We start from the raw sequence: 19,700 nt of genomic DNA, 5'->3' as shown, positions 1-19,700 counted from the left end.
CCCGCGATCGAGCCGGTTCCGCCATCCCGCGTCCGACCACCCGAGATCGAACCCGCCTAAGTCGAATGGGCCGCTTGTGCAGGGCTGATGCCTACCTCATGCCACGGGTGGATCCGGTCTCGCCCGGTCTGGCGCCACACAAGCGTGTCCGCGGTGAGACTTGATCGCAGGTGGGGCTGCCCCCACAGTGGCCGTGACGGGCCCCGCTTCTTGGCGACCCCATGTTGAGATCAGGTTAGAGCGACCGATGGCCGCCCGCGACAACAGTGAGAATAGCAGTCCACCGCTGGCGCGACCCGGGATTTATCTCGGGCGTATGGTGATATTCCTGATCCTGGTGGGCTTCCTGGCCTTCATCCTGTTCAAGCAGATCACCCCAGCCTTCCTGGCCAATCCCGGGCTCAACGGGCTGATCCTCGGGGTTCTGCTGATCGCGGTGCTGATCGCCTTCGGGCAGGTCGTCCGGCTGTTCCGCGAGGTCGGCTACGTCAACGCGGTGGCGACCGGTGCTCAGGCCCGGAAGCCGCCGGCGCTGCTCGCCCCGATGGTGCCGATGATCGCGGCCCGGAAGACCGGGGCGCTGCTGCCGGGGACCTCCGGCTACCTCGATACGATCGCGGCGCGCCTCGACGAAGGCCGCGAGATGCTGCGCTACATCGCCGGCATCCTGATCCTGTTGGGCCTGCTCGGCACGTTCTGGGGCCTGATCGACACGCTTTCGGCGGTCGGCGGGGTGATCAAGGGCATGCGTGGCGGCGGCGATGCCGGGGTGATGTTCGACGAGCTCAAGTCCGGGCTCGCCGTGCCGCTCTCAGGCATCGGCCTCGCCTTCTCGGCCTCGCTGTTCGGTCTCGCCTCGTCGCTGATCACCGGTTTCCTGGAACTGCAGGCCGGCCAGGCCCATGCCCGTTTCCACAACGAATTGCAGGATTGGCTGCTGTCCGGAACGGCGTCCGAGCCGGCAGTGGCGGGAGCTGTCCGGCCTGTTGCCGCCGCCGCCGGTGCGCAGGATCTCAAGGAGGCGGTCGAGCGTCTGACCACGATCGTATCCGAGGGCGGGGGCGGCCGTGCCGCGACGCTGGCCATGACCAACCTGGCCGAGGGCATCCAGGGCCTCGTCCAGCACATGCGCGCCGAGCAGCAGATGATCCGCGACTGGGTCGAGGCCCAGGCGAGCCGCGAGCGTGAGCTGAAGCAGGTGCTCGACCGGCTCGGCCGGGAGCGGGTGTAGTGGCCTCGACCGCGGCCCGCGCCCGGCGCCCCCTCAACGTCTGGCCCGGCTACGTCGATGCCCTGGCGACGCTGCTGCTGGCGGTAGTGTTCCTGCTCACGGTGTTCGTGGTCGGCCAGTTCTTCCTGTCGCAGGAATTGACCGGGCGAGACGCCACGCTGGTCAAGCTCAACCGCCAGATCGCCGACCTCACCGATCTTTTGGCCTTGGAGCGCTCGAACCGCCGCGGCCAGGAGGACGAGGTCCGCAGCCTTCGCACCACGCTCGCCGGCGTCGAGGCCGAGCGTGATCAGGCCAAGTCGCAGGCCGAGGCCGCGACTGTCAGCCAGGGGGCCGCGGGTGCCCTTGACAAGCAGCTGGAGGCCGAGCGCGGCGCGACAAAGCGGGCGTTGTCCCAGGTCGATCTCCTGAACGAGCAGATCAGCGCCATGCGCCGCCAGCTCGCAGCCCTCGAGGATGCGCTGGCCGCCTCGGAGACCCGCGACCGGGAATCGCAGGTGCGGATCGCCGAACTCGGCAGCCGGCTGAACGTCGCCCTGGCCCAGAAAGTCCAGGAGCTGGCGCGCTACCGCTCGGACTTCTTCGGGCGCCTGCGACAGATTCTCGGCAACCGGCCGGACATCCGGGTGGTCGGCGACCGCTTCGTGCTGCAATCCGAGGTGCTGTTCCCCGGCGGCTCCGCGACGTTGAAGCCGGAGGCAGGCCCGGAGCTCGACCGGATCGCCGCGGCCATCGCCGACCTTGCCCGGCAGATCCCGGCGGACCTGCCGTGGGTCCTGCGGGTCGACGGCCACACCGATGCGCGGCCGATCATCACCGCGCAATTCCCGTCGAACTGGGCGCTCTCGGCTGCCCGGGCGATCGCGGTGGTGCAGTATCTCGCGAGCAAGGGCATCCCGCCGCAGCATCTCCTGGCCGGGGCCTTCGGCGAGTTCCAACCCCTCGACGCCGGCACCACCGAGGATGCCTATGCCAGGAACCGCCGGATCGAGATGAAGCTGACGGAGCGGTAGGCGCTCGCCCGTCCGATAGACCGGACCGAACGACGCGCTTCGAGAGCCCCGCCCGCAATGGCGCACACCGACGGCGATGTCCTCGGGGGCGGACTCATCGCTCGGCGCCGACCAGGTCCAGGGTGGCATGGGACGTCCCCAGCCCCTCGGCCCGAGCGTGGCCGTCTTCGGCGACCATCGTGTGGGAGATCTCGCCAGCATCGGATTGCTGCCCGTGGCGTCGGCCTGCGCGAGCATCTCGGAAGCGGCATTGGCGTAGCCGAGGCAGTCGATCGGGCTCTATCCACCGGACGGGAGACACGTAGGCACGGCGGGGCCTAGACCTTCAAGGCGGCCGCCCGTTGAAGTACGATCACGGTCCTGTTCCGGCTCTCGGCGACGGACACGAGCCTTCCGTCCCCGAACCCTACCCAGCCAAGTCCCAAAACTACTCGGCGGCGGGGATGCGCTCGCCGCGCGTACGAAGCCCCTTGCCGCGGGCGGTCTCGTCCAGGGCGTCGGTGAATTGCAGGCTCGCGAGCTGCGCGTAGAGCGCGCCCTGGGCCAGCAGGCTCTCGTGGGTGCCGGTCTCGACGATGCGACCGTCGTCGAGGACGAGGATCCGGTCCGCGGCGCGGATCGTGGCGAGACGGTGGGCGATCACCAGGGTGGTGCGCCCACGCATCAGCGTGTCGAGGGCGGCCTGGACGGCGCGCTCGGATTCCGCGTCGAGGGCCGAGGTCGCCTCGTCGAGTAGCAGGATCGGCGAATCCTTGAGGATCGCCCGGGCGATGGCGACGCGCTGACGCTGCCCGCCGGAGAGGGTCACGCCGCGCTCGCCGACCTGGGTGTCGTAGCCCTGCGGCAGGGCCGCGATGAAGCCGTGCGCGTTGGCAAGTTCGGCGGCATGCCGCACCTCGGCCTCACCGGCCTCGGGGCGCCCGTAGCGGATGTTCTCGGAGACCGTCCCGGAGAACACCACCGGATCCTGCGGGACCAGGGCGATGCGAGCGCGCAGCGCCTCCGGATCGACCCGCGCGATGTCGATGCCGTCGACCAGCACGCGGCCGCCCTGCGGATCGTAGAAGCGCAGGAGCAGCTGCAGCACCGTCGACTTTCCGGCACCGGACGGTCCCACGATGGCGATGCGCTCGCCGGGGGCCGCCGCGAAGGTCAGCCCGTCCAGGGCAGCGTGACCGGGCCGGGTCGGATAGGCGAAGCGCACGGCCTCGAAATTCACGGCGCCGCCGGCCGGCACGGGAAGGGGCAGGGCCGGGGAGGGCGCACGGATCGCGGGCTCGGACGCGAGGATCTCGGTCAGCCGCTCGGCCGCGCCGGCCGACATCGCGAGGTCGCCGTAGACCTCGGAGAGCTGGCCGAGCGCGCCTGCGCCGAACACAGCGTAGAGCACGAATTGCGACAGCTCACCGCCGGTCATCGTGTGGTTGAGTACGCCCTGGGCGCCGTACCACATCACCCCGACCACCGAGGCCGAGATGAGGAAGATCGCCACACCGGTGAGCAGCGCCCGCGCCCGGATCGAGTCCCGGGCGGCCGTGTAGGCGTCCTCTGAGGCGGCCGCGAACCGGGCCGCAGCCGTGCCGGAGCGCCCGAAGGCTTGCATGGTCCGCACCGCTCCGACCGCCTCGGCGGCGTAGGCCGAGGCGTCCGCCAGCCGGTCCTGCGCGGCCCGGGAGCGCCGCCGCACGCCGCGGCCCGAGACGATCAGCGGGAACACGATCACCGGGATGGCGGCCAGCACCATCACCGACAGGCGCGGGCTGGTGATCACCATCATGGCGGTCGCGCCCACGAACAGGAATAGGTTGCGCAGCAGGATCGAGACGGAAACGCCGAAGGCCGACTTGATCTGCGTCGCGTCCGCGGTGAGGCGGGAGACGATCTCGCCCGATTGCGAGCGGTCGAAAAAGGCGGGGTCGAGGATCGTCAGCCGGGCGAAGACGGCGCTGCGCAGATCCGCAACCACGCGCTCGCCCAGCGTGACCACGGTGTAGACCCGGGCCGCACTGGAGAGCGCGAAAGCCGCGACCACCCCGAGCAGCGCGAGGAAGTAGGCGTCGATCACGTTCGCGCCGTCGGCCGTGAAGCCGTGGTCGATGACGCGCCGCATGGCGATCGGCACCACCAGGGTCGAGGCCGAGGCGCAGACGAGAGCCAGGATGCCGGCAACGATCCGCCCGCGATACCGCAGGGCGAAGGGCAGGAGCGGCCGGAGCGCGCTCAATGGGGCCTTCGGCCGGCCGGAAGCCGCCGCTTTGGTCTTACGGGCCATCACGCCTCACGCGTCTCTTCCCACCCGGTCCACGGCGCTTGTTCCCGGAGAGAGCCTGCGATATACGCCGCCCCTCATCCGATTGCGCGTGTTCAATGGCCGCGGGCCGCCACCACGGTCGGCTTGGACGTGCCGTTGCCACGAACCTACGGTTCGGTGCAACCGCTGACACCTTCCGCATTCCGGGCCGGGCGGCGCCTCCTGCGCTCCCCGCCGGCATGCCAGAACAGGAACGACAGGTCATGGCGAAGGACGCGGCCGCAAAGGCCAAGGGGACCGAGCACCCCGACTACCACTTCATCAAGGTCGTGATGACGGACGGTACCGAGTACCGGACCCGTTCGACCTACGGCAAGGAGGGTGACACCCTCAACCTCGACATCGATCCGCTCACCCACCCGGCCTGGACCGGCGGCGAGCAGAAGATGCTCGATCGCGCTGGCCGTGTCTCGCGCTTCAACTCGCGGTTCGGCAACCTCGGCAAGCGCTGATCCCGGACGGATCGCGCCGAAACGAATCAGAACGGGCGGTCCCTCGCGGGGCCGCCCGTTTTTTCGTGCCTGTTCTGCGCCGTCGCAGAGCGGGGCGAGAATTTTCTGGCGGAATGGTCTGGCGAATTTTCCAGCTCGCCGACGCGTTCGATCTTGTCTGACGCCGCAGAGAGAAAATATTCTTCTGTCTCGGTGCGCACCGGTCGTACCACCCGGCCGGCCCGGTCGGCGCGGCCTCTTTTCCAGCCAAGCCGAGCCGTCGTAATGTCCGGTGCCGTCGACGATCCGCCCGGTCACGATCCTCGGTCGTCACGGTCTCGCACGGACCCGGTGGCGGCTGTTTGTCTCGAGGTCTTCGTCGCGCGGAGCCTGAGTAGTTTCAAATTTAAGTCGATAAATCTTCTTGCGCGCTTGAGCTTTGCAAGCGGCGACTGTGGGGTTTTTCATGAAGCGCTGGCTGTTTTCCGTCGTCGCCGTTCTGCTGACCTTCGCCGCACCGGCCTTGGCGGGTGAGAAAATCAAGGTCGGCATCATGAGCGATGCCGAGGACGTCTGGGCGAAGGTCAAGATGATCGCCGCCAAGGACGGGCTCGATCTCGATCTCGTCGTGTTCTCGGACTACCTCCTGCCGAACGCCGCCCTGGATGCCGGGGACCTTCAGGCCAACGCCTTCCAGCACAAGCCTTTCCTGGAGAACCAGATCGCCGCGAAGGGTTACAAGATCGCGCCGGTCGGGGCCACGATCGTCTCGCCGATCGGGCTCTATTCCCGGCGCATGAAGGCGGTCGGCGAACTCAGGAACGGCGCGTCGGTCGGCATCCCGAACGACCCGTCGAATGGCGGGCGCGCCCTGCTGCTGCTTCAGGCGCAGAAGCTGATCAAGCTGAAGGACGGCGTCGGCATCCTGCCCACGGTGCTCGACGTGACCGACAATCCGAAGAAGCTTCAGTTCCGTGAGATCGACGCGGCCCAGTTATCGCGCAGCCTCGACGATCTCGATGCTGCGGTGATCAACACCAATTACGCGGTCGAGGCAGGCCTGAAGCCGGGCAAGGACTCGATCGCGATCGAGTCGTCGGTCGACAATCCCTACAGCAACTTCATCGCGGTTCGGGAGACGGACAAGAACGCTCCGTGGGTACCCAAGCTCGTCCACGCCTATCAGAACGATACGATCCGGGCCTACATCACGGACAAGCGGCCGGGGGAAGTGCCGGCCTTCTGAGGTCTGCGCGCGGTCGGAGCCTTCGGGACCGACCGCGCCGCCCTCCTCAGCCCTCGCCGAGGCGGAACGCCATGCGCAGCAGACCCTGCTGGGCCGCCACCGGACTCTCCACCGGCATCGGCGTCGGGCGGTCATCGGTGATCAGCGAATCCAGGTGCAGGATGCGGGCATGCAGCCGGCGCGCCCGCAGGATCAGCTGCTGGAGGCGCATCGGCAGCAGGGAGAAGTCCGACTGCTTCGGCGGCTCGGACTTGCCGAGCTTGACCCGATGCTTCTCCTGCAGCGCCTCCGCCGGGGTCATCTCGCCCTCCGACACCGCGCGCTGCACGAGCAGCCACGACGCGATCTGCATCAGCAGCGTCGTGAGGCGCATGCTCTCGGCCGCGTAGCTGAGCGTGGCATCCCGGGAAACCAGGCGCGACTCGTCCCGGCCCTGGCCGTCGAGATAGGCCGCCGTCTCTTCCACGAGCAGCATGCCGTCGCGGAACAGCGTCTTGAACGCCTCGGAATTGACGTAGGTCTTGCCGAAATCGACCCAGTCCCGATCGTCCCGGAACGTGACATCGAAGCCGTTCATGTGCCTCTCCTGTGCCGCCGACGGGCCAAGCCGTCCCGGACCGGGACATTCCGGCCATGGCTCTCGGGCGACGCCGCAATCCTAGCGCCGAACCGCGGCGGCATCAGGGTTAGATCTTCCTTAACCTTAATGAGCCGGCCGATGGTTAAGATATGGCGTACACGGCCAGCTGCAAGCATTCAAAAGGTGACCTGGACACCACCGAATACACGGTGCCTTGGACCGGTCTTGGAATCGGGCTCCCCTCGGGCGCGCAGGCCTTGAACAGGGGCGCGGCGGCGACGCCAGGATCAGTTGCATGACCCATTTCGAGACACCCGGAAGGTGTATCGCCGTCCGGGCTCGGCAGAGCCGGAGGCCCGAGCCGCTCGCAGCCGCGCAATCGTGAACGGGTCCAAGGGCTTGGTTCAGCACGTCGGCTCATGCCGAGCCGGTAGTCACCCCGGCGGTGGCCGTTTTAATGCTGATGCTGGTGACCGCCACCGGGCGCGCTCGCCCCGATCGGTGCAACCGAGAAGGTGACCGGCACGGTGCCGGCACGCTGGAACGTGAGCGTCCCGGACACGCTGTCGCCGGCCTTCGGGGCGCCCGAAAGGCCCTCGAACATCAGGTGATAGCCGCCGGGCTTCAGCTCCACGGTCTCGCCTGGCTTGACCGTCAGGCCTCCGGAGACCGGGGCCATCTTCATCACGCCGCCCTCCATCGACATGGAGTGGATCTCGCCCGAGCGCGCGAACGGCACCGCGGCGCCCGTCAGCGTGTCCGGGGCGGTGCCGGAGTTGCGGATCGTCACGTAGCCGCCAGCGACCTTGGCGCCGTTCGGCGTGGCGCGCAGCCAGGGCGTGTCGATCGTGAGGTCGCCGGCCTTGATCGGGTCGGCCTGGGCCGCCCCCGTGAACACGCTGAGGCCGAGGAGGGCCGCGCAAAAGATCTTCATCGGCATGCTTCCGTCCTGAGGATGATGATCGACCGAGACGACACGTCAGGCCCGCGCGGCCGGTCCTTATGAGGTAGGCGGAATCCTGCGCCGGCCGCGTTGCGGTGACATCTCTGCCACACTGGTCCACCCAGGACTGTTGTCGCCGTGCCGCATCCAGTCGCCACGTGCGCTGGCGCACGCCGACGCCACAATCCGGCCCCTTCGATAGGGAGTCTTAAGGCCATCCCGACACCGTGGCGACCGAGTACACCCGCTCTCGCCATGAACTGACGAACTCCGGACAAGAGCCAGCGACTGATGCGCATCAAGGCAACAAACCGGTTCACCGCCATGCTGGGCGTCGCCGCGCTCGGCACGCTCGGCCTCGGTGCCGCCGAGGCCCGCGACCAGGGCAACTATGCCCAGGCCGAATGGGCGCAGGACTACGCTTCGCCCGCCGCCATGCAGGTGCAGCGCGAGACCGTGCCGATCCTGTCGCCCCAGACCGTGTCGGCGACCGAGCAGATGGTCGAGCGCTACCGGGACATCGTCAACCGCGGCGGCTGGCGCCCGGTCTCCGGCGCCGACCGCCTGCGCGTCGGCGCCAAGGGCCCGGCCGTGGCCGCGGTGCGCCAGCGCCTGATCGTCACCGGCGACCTCGATCCGGCCGCCGGCGGCTCCGGCGTGTACGATTCGTACGTCTCGGCCGGCGTGAAGCGGTTCCAGGCCCGCCACGGCCTCAGCCAGACCGGCGCCATGAGCCTCGCCACCCAGCAGGCGATGAACGTGCCCGCCGACGTGCGGCTGCATCAGCTCGAGACCAACGTCGTCCGCCTGCGCTCCTATTCGGGCGATCTCGGCCGGCGCTTCGTGATCATGAACATCCCGGCCGCCCTGGTGGAGACCGTGGAGAACGGCCAGGTCGTCACGCTGCACGCCGCCGGCGTCGGCAAGATCGACCGCCAGTCGCCGATCATGAACACCAAGGCGACCCAGATCAACTTCAACCCGACCTGGACGGTCCCGGCTTCCATCGTGAAGAAGGACCTGATCCCGAAGATGCAGAAGGATCCGAACTACCTCACCGACAACAAGATCCACATCCTGTCGGGCAACGGTGAGGTCTCGCCGCGCTCCATCAACTGGAACTCGGACGAGGGCACGCGCTTCACCTACCGGCAGGAATCGGGCGCCGATTTCAACTCGATGGGAATCGTGCGCATCAACATCCCGAACCCCTACGGCGTGTTCATGCACGACACGAACACCAAGGGCGTGTTCGGCGACGATTTCCGCTTCATCTCGTCGGGCTGCGTGCGCGTGCAGAACGTGCGCGAGTACATCACGTGGCTCCTGAAGGACACGCCCGGCTGGGGCCGCGAGCAGGTCGAGCAGGCGATCGAGAGCGGCAAGCGCGTCGACGCCAACATCGCCCAGCCCGTGCCGGTCTACTGGACCTACATCACCGCCTGGGCGACCCCGGACGGCCTCGTGCAGTTCCGTGACGACATTTACAAGCGCGACGGCGTGAACGTGCCCTCGACCATCGGGGCGCCGACCCCGGTCGCCAGCGCCGAACCGCTGCCCCAGACTTTCGAGCCTGGCGACGAGGAGTAAGCGCTCCGCGCTTCGACCCTACGGGTTCATCCGAGGCCCGCACCCCGACCCGGGGTGCGGGCCTCGCGCGTTTGGGGCCGCTCTGTCATCCGGCAGTCAAATGCCTCTGCTTGGCCTTTGCCGCCGAGTAGGAGTCCCCGATGCCACGCGATTCGATCCCAGCGTCCGGACGTCTGACCCGCCGGGAGACCGTCGCCGGCGCCGCCGCCCTCTCGCTCCTGGCCGGCCGTGCCGGCGCGCAGGGATCCGCTGAGGCCACGGGCATCGTCTATGCCGTCGGGGCGGCCGGTTCCACGCGCGCGCCGCTGCCGGGCGTGCTGGTCTCCAACGGCCGGGAGGTGGTGCGGACGGACGGAGACGGCCGCTACCGCCTGCCGATGCCGGGAGACGGGGTGGTGTTCGTGATCAAGCCGCCGGGCTATGCCCTGCCGCGGGACGCCGACAACGTGCCCCGCCACTCCTACATCCACCAGCCCGGCGGGACGCCCGCGGGCCTCGGCCTGCGCTACAGGGGCCTCGCGCCTACCGGTCCGCTCCCGGCCTCGATCGACTTCACCCTGACGAAGGCCGACGAGCCGGCGGATTTCGACGTGATCCTGTTCACCGATCCGCAGCCCGAGAGCCGGTTCGAGCTCGACCACGTGCGCGACACCGCAGTCGCCCGGGCCATGGCGATCCCGGCGGCCTTCGGCCTCACCACCGGCGACGTGCTGTTCGACGACCTCTCGCTCTACGGCCGCTCCAACCGCATCGTCGGGCGGATCGGCCTGCCGTGGTACAGCCTGCCCGGCAACCACGACCTCAACATGCAGGCACCGGACGCCCGCCACAGCCGCGAGACCTGGAAGCGCGTGTTCGGGTCGCCGACCTACGCGTTCCGCCACGGGCGCGCGCTGTTCGTGATGATCGACAACGTCGAGTGGATGGGGCCGCCGGTGCCCGTGGGAGCCAACACCTACCGGGGCCATGTCGGTGAGCGCACGCTCACCTTCCTGAAGAACCTTCTGGCCGAGAGCCCGCCGGACGATTTGATCGTGCTGGCGACCCATATCCCGCTGGTGACCGATACCGGCGACGACCCGCGCAGCGCGACGATCGACCGGGCCGCGCTCCTCGACCTGTTGGCCGGCCGGACGGTGCTGAGCCTCGCCGGCCACACCCACACCACCGAGCACCATTACCTTGCGGAGCGGCACCACCACCACGTGATGACCGCCGTGTCCGGCTCGTGGTGGAGCGGGCCGGATACCCGCACCGGCATCCCGTCCGCCGACAGCCGCGACGGCACGCCGAACGGCTTCCACGTGCTCTCGATCCGCGGCACCGACTACACCACTCGCTTCGTCCCCGCCCAGGGCGAGCCGGACGCGGCGATGCGGATCGCCTTCGAGAGCGAATTGCGCCCGGCCGCCCCCGAGATCGTCCGGGCGAGCCACCCGATGCAGCGGCTGCGCCCGCCGGTCCCGCAGGACGCGCTGTCGGCGACCAACCTCGTGGTCAACGTGTTCGACGGCGGCCCGCGCACGAACCTCGCGATTCGGATCGGCGACCGGGCGCCGGCGCCGATGGCGCGGACGCGCCGGCTCGATCCGTTCGTGACCGAACTCTACGCCCGCTATCCCGAGACCAGGAAGAGCTGGGTGCAGGCGACGCCCTCGACCCACATCTGGACCGCGGGCCTGCCCGACGACCTCGCGCCGGGCGCCCACCGGGTCACGGTCGCGGGCACCGACGAGTACGGCCGGCCGATCCGCGCCTGCGTCGTGCTCGAAGTCACGGGCGACGGCGCGCGCGGTTAGGAGGTCACGTCGGTGCGAGCATGAACGCGGCCTGCGTCGCACGCGTCAACGCCGCGCGGAGGACCGTGATCGCGGCCATCAGGACGATGGTGAGCGCCGCGGCCTCCCACGGGCTTCGAGCGATCGGACCCCAGACGTTTTGGACGGCGAATAGGCTCAAGTTCGACGCGACCAGATAGATCAGGACGTGCCGACCGGGGCTGGTCCAGAGGCGCGGGACCGCGATGCGCCGCACGATCGCCATGCTGGCCGCCCGGTAGAGCAGCAGGAACAGCGCAGGCCCGATCACCCACACGGTCGATGGCGGGAACCGCGAAGGCAGGCTCCCGGTGATCGACGCGACGGTCAGGAGGGCGTAGGTCGCCGACGCGGCGAGGCAGAGATCGATGCCGCCGAAAGGCTCCGTCCTGTCGGCGTAAAAGGCCCCCAGGAACAGCCACATCGCGTACGGGGCGAGTGGGAAATACGTGTTGTCCGGCGCGGGGACGAAGATCGCCAGCCAGGGCAGATCGGGACCGTCGAACGGGAGACATCCGAACGCGGCCGAGGCTGCAACGCACGCCATCAGACAGGCCGGCCTGCGGACGACGTGCCCGAGCCCTCTGCCGAGCCAAACCATCGCGAGGCTCAGGACGAAGAACGAGGCGAGGAATTCGCTGTGGCCCGGCAGGTCCATCAGCGTCACCACGCCGAGGATCCGCGCCGCCGACCACCCGTTGCCGTCGGTCAGGATTACGGCTCCGATCCCGGACAGGTAGAAGGCCAGCAGGATCTTGGCCGGCCCCTGCAGCCGCTCCCACACCGGCCTAACCCGGCCGGACCGGGCGGACAGGGCCGTCCCCCAGCCGAATGCGAACAGAAATCCCGAGAAGCTCACGAGGTTGATGACGTTGGACAGGCCCGCCGTGAACCCGTCGATCGGGGCCTGGACGATCTGGACGACGTGGGCGAACACCATGCCCAGTACGAGGAACGTCTTGAAGACATCGAGTTCGACGCACCGATCCGTGCGGACATTCCGGATGGACAAGACGTGGCCTCGGACTGCGACATCGAAGCGGCGGCGAGGCCACGCTGTGCAGTCCCCATGGTCGTCGGGAAGGGTAAAGATCGCATGCTGTGGGCCTGCCGCGCGATCCCTGGGCAGCTCCGTCGAGGCTGCTGCGCAGCACACGGTCGAAAGATGCGGTCGGATATCCGCCATGACCGGCCTCAGCCGGCCCGGCCGATTGGACCGGAACCCGTCGAAGTCGCGTTGATGGCGACCGTGGCGTTGCGGTCGGGAACGCCGCGACGCCGGGGATCCGACACCGCGGACGCGATGGCGTTCCGCGAGGCCGCATTCCTGGGACGGCAGCCGACGCAACCCGGCGATCACGCCCGCAACGGCCATCAGCGGGCGACGATCAGATCCTTGATCCGCGCGGCGAGCGCCTCCATCGGGAAGGGCTTGGTCAGCACCTGCATGCCGGGCTCCAGGTGGCCGTGCCCCAGCACCGCGTTCTCGGCGTAGCCGGTGATGAACAGAACCTTGAGGTTGGGGCGCCGCTCGCGGCCGGCATCCGCCATCTGCCGGCCGTTCATCCCCCCGGGCAGGCCGACATCGGTGACGAGCAGGTCGATATGCACGTCCGACTGCAGGACCTTGAGCCCCGCGGTGCTGTCGGCCGCCTCGATCGCGGTATAGCCGAGATCCTCCAGCACCTCGGTGACCAGCATCCGCACGGACGGCTCGTCGTCCACGATCAGCACGGTCTCGTCCTGGCCGGCCCGCGCCACGCTGGAGAGCTGCAGGGCGACATCGCCGCCTTCGGCCTCACCGCAATGACGCGGCATGTACAGGCACACGGTCGTGCCCCGGCCGACCTCCGATTCGATCCGCACCTGGCCTCCCGATTGCTGCGCGAAGCCGTGGATCATCGAGAGCCCGAGGCCGGTGCCCTGGCCGATCGGCTTCGTGGTGAAGAACGGCTCGAACACCCGGGCGATCACCTCCGGGGGCATGCCGGTGCCGGTGTCGGTCACGCTCAGCACGAGATACGGGCCTTCGGGGAGGTCGTGCCGGAGGGCCGCGGCCCGATCCAGGTGGGTGTTGGCGGTCTCGATGGTGATGCGCCCGCCCGCCGGCATGGCGTCGCGGGCGTTGATGCACAAGTTTAGGAGCGCGTTCTCGAGCTGGCCCGGATCGATCAGCGCTGGCCACAGCGCCGGAGCTCCTACGACGTCCAGGCCGATCTCCGGCCCGATGGTGCGCCGGATCAATTCCTCCATGCCCAGGATGAGCTGGTTCACGTTGGTCGGCTTGGGGGTCAGCGTCTGCCGGCGCGAGAAGGCGAGCAGGCGGTGGGTCAAGGCGGCCGCGCGCTTGGCCGCCCCCTGGGCCACCGTCATGTAGCGGTCCAGTTCGGCGAACCGGCCCTGGCCCATCCGGGTCTGCATCAGCTCCAGCGCGCCGGAGATGCCAGCCAGCAGGTTGTTGAAGTCGTGGGCCAGGCCGCCGGTGAGCTGGCCGACCGCCTCCATCTTCTGCGATTGCCTCAGGGCCTCCTCGGTCTGGCGCTGGCTGGTCGTGTCGATGCCGACGCCCGTGCGCCGGAGCGGCCGCCCCTCGGCGTCGTGGTAGGTATGGCCGCGGGACAGGACCCAGTGGACGGTGCCGTCCGGGTGGCACAGGCGATACTCGAGTTCGAGGTCGCCGGCATTCGCCAATCCGCCCGCCATGGTCGTCTTGAGCGCCGGGCGGTCGTCGGGGTGGACGTTGGCGAGGAAGTCCGGACGCGGGATGCCCTCCGATCCCCGGTCCGGATCGATCGCGTAGAGCTTGGCGATGGCGGCGTCGTAGAAGAATCGGTCGCTGTCCAGCTCGTAGGTCCAGACGCCGACCCCGCCGACCGCCGACAGGGCGAGGCGCGCGAAGTCCTGGGCGTCGCGCAGGAGGGCGTCGCGCTCCTTCTCGGCCGTGACGTCCCGGCCGGTGGCGTAGAGCATGTCTCCCGCCGGGACCGCGACCCAGGAGATCCAGCGCAGCGACCCGTCCTTGTGGCGGTAGCGATTGACGATCCGCGGCTGGGCGCCCTCAGCCGCCGCGGTGTAGGCGTCGATGGTCTCGGCATGGTCGTCCGGGACCACGAACGCGTTGACGTGGCGGCCCAGGAGTTCCTCGGGCGTGTAGCCGAGCATCTTCGTCCAGGCGGGATTGACCCGCCGGAAGACCCCCGCGAAATCGATGACCAGCAGGAGGTCCGGCGACGTGTCCCAAAGGGTGTTCAGCTCCAGGGTCCGTTCCTGCACCTGCTGCTCGAGCGTGTCGTTGAGCGTCCGGAGTTCCGCTTCCGCGACCTTGCGCGCGGTCACGTCGTTGAAGAAGATCGCGATATGCCGGTCCGCGGGCTCGCCGACCCGGATGGCGCGCACGTCGAACCAGCGCTCGAAGTTGTTGGCGTAGCTCTCGAAGTTGGCCGGCTCCCCCGTCCAGGCGACGCGGCCGTAGGTCTCGAACCAGAACCGCTCCAGGTCGGGGGCGAACTCCGTGACCCATTTTCCGCGCAGGTTGACGCCGGCCTGACGCTCGAAGGCCGGGTTGGCCTCGAGGAAGCGGTAATTCACCGGGTGGTCGCCGTCGAACTTCACCTCGACGATGGCGAAGGCCGTCTCCACCGTGTCCAGCAGCGTCCTGAACAGATCCTCCGTCTTGCGCAGGCGCTCGCCGGCCTCGCGCGGGCCGGTGCGGTCGCGCAGGATCTTAACGTAGCCGTGCCGCGTGCCGTCCTCGCGGCGCAGGGGCATCAACTCGCCGGAGGCCCAGAACTCGGAGCCGTCCTTGCGCACGTGCCACCGCTCGTCGGCGGCGCGGCCCTCGGCGAGGGCGACGTGCATCTCCTCGCGCGGCCGCCCGGCCGCCCGGTCCCGCGCGGTGAAGATGCGGTCGGCCGAGGTACCGAGGATCTCGCCGCTTCGCCAGCCGAAGATGTTCTCCGCGCCGGCGTTCCAGTCGGTGACGATGCCATCCAGGTCGGTGACGACGATCGCGAAATCGATCGCGCTCTCGATGACATGCTGGAGATGGCTGCGTTCGGGCATGACACCGTGTAGCGGCTTCCGCGGCAAAAGTTAGGTCGGCTCCTGGGCTCCGACATCCATTATAAACTGCTCCGTTCGGCGCCTTGCCTAACCCATATTGGTATTCGTTCCTGGGCTCGGCGTGACGGTCCCGACGGACACCTGCGCGGCGATCAAACCGGACCGTGATCGGCATCCCCGTTGACGCCGTCGCCCCCCGGCGCGAAGCCGGCGCGAGGGTTTAAGATCGCGGGAAGGTCGGAACGATGCTGGGGACGGTCGGGTTCGCGTTCCTGGCGGGGCTGCTGTCGGTGCTGTCGCCCTGCGTCCTGCCGCTGGTGCCGATCGTCCTCGGCACCGCGGCGTCGGAGCATCGGCTGGGGCCGGTGGCGTTGGCGCTCGGCCTTGCGCTGTCGTTCACCGCCATCGGGCTGTTCGTGGCCACGATCGGCTTCTCGATCGGGCTCGACGGGGACGTATTCCGCGGTGTCGGCGCCGTGTTGCTCGTCATCCTGGGCGTGGTCCTGACGCTGCCGCGTCTGCAGGCGCGGGTCGCCACCGCGGCGGGACCCGCGGGGGCCTGGGCCGAGGAGCGCTTCGGCGGGTTCGGATCCGGTGGCTTGTCCGGTCAGTTCGGCGTGGGCCTGCTGCTCGGGGCGGCCTGGAGCCCCTGCGTCGGGCCGACTTTGGGCGCAGCGTCGCTGCTGGCGGCCCGGGGCGAGCATCTCGGGGACGTCGCCGCGACCATGCTGGCCTTCGGGATCGGTGCTGCCGCGCCGCTGATGCTGCTCGGCTTCGTCTCGCGCGAGGCGCTGATGCGCTGGCGGGTCGGGCTCGCGGCGGCCGGCACGCGCGTCAAGGCGGCCCTGGGGGTCGTGATGGTGGTGCTCGGCTTGCTCGTCCTCACCGGCACCGACAAGCGCGTCGAGGCCGCGGCTGTGGCGGCCTCGCCGGATTGGCTGAACGCGGTGACAACCCGGTACTGACACGCTCTGCACCGGCGGCCTCGGCCGGAACGGAGCCCCGCTATGACCGACGCGCCCTGTCCGGTCGGCCTATGCCATGGCGGCCCGCACCGCCCGAATCCGCGTCGAGGGCCGACGGATGGCCCGGCCCGAGAGGCAATCTTCATCCTTCACGATCACGGTGCACGCCCCTTCGAACCCACGAACCGCCTTTGACCGACGCCCCCGCATCACCGCCCGCTCACGGGGTCGCCGGCTGGCCGTTCGGGGCCGCCGCGCCCTGGATGCGACGACCGGACACCCTGCCGGACGGACGCCCCTGGCCGCGGATCCGGATCGTGACGGTCGCCGCGGCCGGGGCGGATCTGCACGAGACCGCCGCCTCGGTCCTGCGCCAGGATTATCCCGAGCTGCGGCACGACGTCGTGCCGGCGCATCTCGGGCATGCCCATGTTGCGGCGCTGGTGGCCGATGCCGCCTGCGACGCCGTGCTCTGGCTCGCCGCCGGCGACCTGCTCGCCCCCGGGGCCCTCACCGCGCTGGCGCTCGAGGCCGCGCTGACCGGCGCGGTCGCCGTGGCGGGCCTGCGCGTCCTGTTCACCGACAGGGTGCTGGCGCTCGACACGCCCGGGACGGCATCGTCGGACGCGCCGGACGACCTGCCGTTCACCGGCGGCGAAGTGTTGTGGATGCGTGGTTCCCTAAGCGCGCAGACGATGCTCGACGCGAACGGCCGCTTGAACGCGGCTGCCGCATGGTCGGCGGTGACGGACGCCGTGCGCGGGACCATCGGCCGCCCGGTGCTGCTGCAGCGCGTGGACCGGGCGCCGGCTGAAGCGCCCGATGCCCTGTCGATCGTCTCGCTCACTGGCACCGGTACCCAGGGCGGTGCCGGCGTGGCCCAGCGACGGCTCGCCGAGGCTCTGGCGCTCGCGGGTCACCGGGTGACGCATGTCGCCCTGAGCGACCGACCCGAAGCCGCCGAATGGACCGACGATTTCCCGACGGCCGAGGCCACGGTCGCGGGTGCCGGCCCCGACCTGATCCTTGCCGGCAACCTGCACGGGGCGACCCGCAGCCTCGACGTGGTCGGGCGCCTCGCCCGGGGCGGCCCGGTGGCGCTGGTGCTGCACGATCTCTTTCCACTCACGGGCCGCTGCTGCCATCCGCGCGCCTGCACCCGCGCCATCGCCGGATGCGACGCGACCTGTCCCGGCCCGGACGAGTACCCGCAACTCGCTCCGAACCGGATCGCCGGGATGCACGCTCGCAAGCGTGCCGTCCTGTCCGGTCCCGCCGGGCCGTGGCTGCTGGCCAATTCCGACTGGACTTTGGCTCGCGCGCTGGATCTGGCACCGCCCGGTACCGTGGCCGAACGGATCCGGCTGGCCTTCCCGACCGCCGCGTTCCGTCCCGGCGACCGCGTCGCCCTGCGCCGCCGGCTCGGCCTGCCCGCAGACGATGTGCTGATCCTGGTCTCGGCGGTAATCGTCGATGGGCCCGACAAGGGTTTTTCCGATCTGCGCGACGCGCTCCAGGCCGTGGCGCGCCCGGGCGTCGGCGTCGTGGCGATCGGCCGGCTCGACGATCCCGCCCGGCTCGGCGTGCCGAACCTGTTCGCGCCGGGGCTGATCGCGGACGAGGAGATCCTGGCCGCCTGGTACGGTGCCTGCGACCTCCACGTCACCGCGAGCCGGCATGAGACCCTGGGGCAGACGCCGATCGAGGCCGGCCTGTGCGGGGTGCCGACGCTGGCCTATCGCACGTCCGGCCTGACCTCGTCGGTGATCGACGGCGTGTCCGGCCGCCTCGTCCCGCTCGAGCCCGGCGCCCTGTCCCAGGCCCTCGCCGAGCTGGTGGAGGATTCCAGGGCGCGGGCGCGGCTCGGGGCCTTCGCGCGCATCGCCCTGGAGAGTCGCCATAGCCCGGCGGCCGCCGTCCTGTCGCTCGACCGCATCGTCCGGGCGCGCGGGCTGCTGGCCGGCTCCGGGCGGCCTACCTTCACGCCCGCGATGCTCGGCCATTTCCCGTTCGCGGCGCAGCGGCAGCCGGGTGCGTCCGGCACGGTGCCGGCGCCCTCCCGGCCCCTCGTGCGCCGGCTGCGCCGAGCCAAGCAGATGCTGCTCGGACGGCGCATGCCGTTGTTCGTGCGCCGCTGCCTGTACCTCGCCGGCACCCTGCGGCGGAGCGTTCCGTGAGGCCGAGCCCAGAACCACAGGGCGTCCGGCGGATCTATCTCGACCAGACCCATCTGCGCGGCCACGTCACCGGGATCGAGCGGATCACCCTCGATCTGTTCGCCCCGGACCGGCTCGCGCCGCACGATGTCCGGCCGGTCACCAGCGGCTCGCTGCCCGGAATGATCGCGCAACAGCAGTTCGGCCTGCCGCTGCGCGCTCTGGCCGACCGTGACGCGCTCTTCCTGTTCCCCGGTTTCCCGCCGGGTCCGCTCTGTGCCGTCGCGGCCGAACGCTGCCTGTTCTACGTCCACGACACCTTCCTGCTCGACCGGCCGGAGGATCTGAGCCTGAAGAGCCGGCTCTACATGAGCCCGAGCTTCGCCCGGGCGCTGCGCTGGTGCCCGAACCTGTTCGTGAACAGCCGCACCACCGGACACGCCGTCCGGGCCGTCTGCCCGCCGCACGCACGGGTCGCCCTGCTGAGGCCGTCCGTGCGGGACGCCTTCGGGCTCGCCGACCTGCCGGGGCCGGCATCCTATGGTGCGGGCATGCCGCTGCGCCTGCTGGCGATCGGCACGATCGAGCCGCGCAAGGATTATGCGGCCTCCCTGGAACTGGTCGCCGCGCTCAACCGGGCCGGCATGCCGGCGGAACTGCACCTGGTCGGGCGGGTCGGCTGGGGCCGCCACGCCTTCCTGGACGACCCGCCGCCTTACCTCCACCGGTACGGGTACCTCGCCGACGCGGCGTTGCGGGCGCTGGCCGCCTCCTGCCACCTGCTGCTCTCGACATCGAAAGCCGAGGGGCTCGGCCTGCCCCTGCTGGAGGTCCAGCATGGCGGCTTGCCGGTGGTGGCGCCGGACGCGCAGGTGTTCCGCGAGGTGCTGGGCGCCTCCGCCCTGCTGGTCTCCCCCGAGGATCCGGCGGCCGCGGCGGCGGCGCTCGCCGTCTGGGTCGGCGAAGGCGGCCTCGTCCGGTCGGCGGCGGCAAGCCGCGGGAACGTGGCGCGGTGGAACGCGGCGGCGTCGGAGGACAAGGAGCGCTTCCGCCGCTTCCTGGGAGGGGATCCGGGCGCGTACGCGGAACCGGACACCACGCGAATCGGATGAGTCCGTTTACGTAGTCCCCAACATTTAAAGGCCTGATCGGGCCACAAAATCGTGACAGAGCGTTCTCGTTCTAGCGACGATATCTATACGGTTGCTGCTGCAGGGTGTGCATCAAGGCGAGAGTACTGGTTCGGTATGCTGGTTGCTGGAGTGTCGAGGAAGACACCGCCTCGGTGGAGGTTCTGTCCCGGATCGGCACGGTGGTGACCGGAATGGGGACGGGAGCAGGATGGCGGTGGAAGA

General features: G+C 69.8%; 13 protein-coding genes and 1 pseudogene. 9 read left to right on the top strand and 5 right to left on the bottom strand.

Annotated features, from left to right (window positions below; genetic code table 11):
• Nucleotides 1-247 precede the first annotated feature (247 nt).
• Nucleotides 248-1,231 (top strand): MotA/TolQ/ExbB proton channel family protein, encoded by a 984-nt coding sequence (locus ACYQPG_RS28545; protein WP_147906279.1) that lies wholly within the window; start codon nt 248-250, stop codon nt 1,229-1,231.
• Nucleotides 1,231-2,244 (top strand): peptidoglycan -binding protein, encoded by a 1,014-nt coding sequence (locus tag ACYQPG_RS28540; RefSeq protein WP_147906278.1) that lies wholly within the window; start codon nt 1,231-1,233, stop codon nt 2,242-2,244. Before ACYQPG_RS28545 ends, ACYQPG_RS28540 begins: the two co-directional genes overlap by 1 nt.
• A 427-nt stretch (nt 2,245-2,671) precedes the next feature.
• Here the strand turns inward: ACYQPG_RS28540 and ACYQPG_RS28535 are convergent, their stop codons facing one another.
• The gene (locus ACYQPG_RS28535) at nt 2,672-4,516 is read right to left on the bottom strand and encodes an ABC transporter transmembrane domain-containing protein (RefSeq protein ID WP_419830795.1); all 1,845 of its coding nucleotides are present in this window, start codon (nt 4,514-4,516) and stop codon (nt 2,672-2,674) included.
• A 242-nt stretch (nt 4,517-4,758) separates the two neighbouring features.
• On the opposite strand from ACYQPG_RS28535, the gene rpmE reads away from it, so the two are divergent.
• Together rpmE and ACYQPG_RS28525 are read left to right on the top strand one after the other, a co-directional pair.
• Complete coding sequence (rpmE, locus tag ACYQPG_RS28530) at nt 4,759-5,007, top strand: 50S ribosomal protein L31 (protein WP_007565880.1); 249 nt, start codon at nt 4,759-4,761, stop codon at nt 5,005-5,007.
• Between the two features lie 445 nt (nt 5,008-5,452).
• Nucleotides 5,453-6,232, top strand: a complete 780-nt coding sequence (locus tag ACYQPG_RS28525; RefSeq protein WP_461232240.1) for a MetQ/NlpA family ABC transporter substrate-binding protein — start codon at nt 5,453-5,455, stop codon at nt 6,230-6,232.
• A 46-nt stretch (nt 6,233-6,278) separates the two neighbouring features.
• Here ACYQPG_RS28525 and rcdA read toward each other — a convergent pair whose 3' ends face one another.
• Together rcdA and ACYQPG_RS28515 are read right to left on the bottom strand one after the other, a co-directional pair.
• Complete coding sequence (gene rcdA, locus ACYQPG_RS28520) at nt 6,279-6,809, bottom strand: protease adaptor protein RcdA (protein ID WP_147906275.1); 531 nt, start codon at nt 6,807-6,809, stop codon at nt 6,279-6,281.
• Between the two features lie 457 nt (nt 6,810-7,266).
• Nucleotides 7,267-7,698, bottom strand: a pseudogene (locus ACYQPG_RS28515) (copper chaperone PCu(A)C); the annotation flags it as partial.
• Nucleotides 7,699-8,046: 348 nt separating this feature from the next.
• On the opposite strand from ACYQPG_RS28515, the gene ACYQPG_RS28510 reads away from it, so the two are divergent.
• On the top strand, nt 8,047-9,345 hold the full coding sequence (locus ACYQPG_RS28510; protein WP_147906273.1) for a L,D-transpeptidase family protein: 1,299 nt from the start codon (nt 8,047-8,049) through the stop codon (nt 9,343-9,345).
• 140 nt (nt 9,346-9,485) lie between these two features.
• Nucleotides 9,486-11,144: a calcineurin-like phosphoesterase C-terminal domain-containing protein gene (locus tag ACYQPG_RS28505; protein ID WP_461232239.1), complete on the top strand. Its 1,659-nt coding sequence runs from the start codon at nt 9,486-9,488 to the stop codon at nt 11,142-11,144.
• Nucleotides 11,145-11,148: 4 nt separating this feature from the next.
• Here ACYQPG_RS28505 and ACYQPG_RS28500 read toward each other — a convergent pair whose 3' ends face one another.
• Entirely contained in the window at nt 11,149-12,174 is a 1,026-nt protein-coding gene (locus ACYQPG_RS28500) for a heparan-alpha-glucosaminide N-acetyltransferase domain-containing protein (RefSeq protein WP_461232238.1), read from the bottom strand.
• Between the two features lie 362 nt (nt 12,175-12,536).
• Nucleotides 12,537-15,224 carry a PAS domain-containing hybrid sensor histidine kinase/response regulator gene (locus ACYQPG_RS28495; RefSeq protein WP_461232237.1) on the bottom strand — a complete coding sequence of 896 codons (2,688 nt, stop codon included), beginning with the start codon at nt 15,222-15,224 and terminating at the stop codon, nt 12,537-12,539.
• A gap of 245 nt (nt 15,225-15,469) precedes the next feature.
• Here ACYQPG_RS28495 and ACYQPG_RS28490 point away from each other — a divergent pair, with 245 nt between their 5' ends.
• The 3 genes from ACYQPG_RS28490 to ACYQPG_RS28480 all read left to right on the top strand — a co-directional run bounded on the left by ACYQPG_RS28490 (nt 15,470) and on the right by ACYQPG_RS28480 (nt 19,457).
• Nucleotides 15,470-16,189 (top strand): cytochrome c biogenesis CcdA family protein, encoded by a 720-nt coding sequence (locus ACYQPG_RS28490; protein ID WP_461232236.1) that lies wholly within the window; start codon nt 15,470-15,472, stop codon nt 16,187-16,189.
• 191 nt (nt 16,190-16,380) lie between these two features.
• Entirely contained in the window at nt 16,381-18,366 is a 1,986-nt protein-coding gene (locus tag ACYQPG_RS28485; protein ID WP_461232235.1) for a glycosyltransferase, read from the top strand.
• Nucleotides 18,363-19,457, top strand: coding sequence for a glycosyltransferase (locus tag ACYQPG_RS28480; RefSeq protein ID WP_419830788.1), 1,095 nt, complete (start codon nt 18,363-18,365; stop codon nt 19,455-19,457). The genes ACYQPG_RS28485 and ACYQPG_RS28480 overlap by 4 nt, the downstream gene beginning before the upstream one ends.
• Nucleotides 19,458-19,700: the final 243 nt, after the last annotated feature.

Source organism: Methylobacterium sp. CM6246, assembly GCF_054818005.1.
This window is presented reverse-complemented; position numbering and strand designations above follow the sequence as displayed.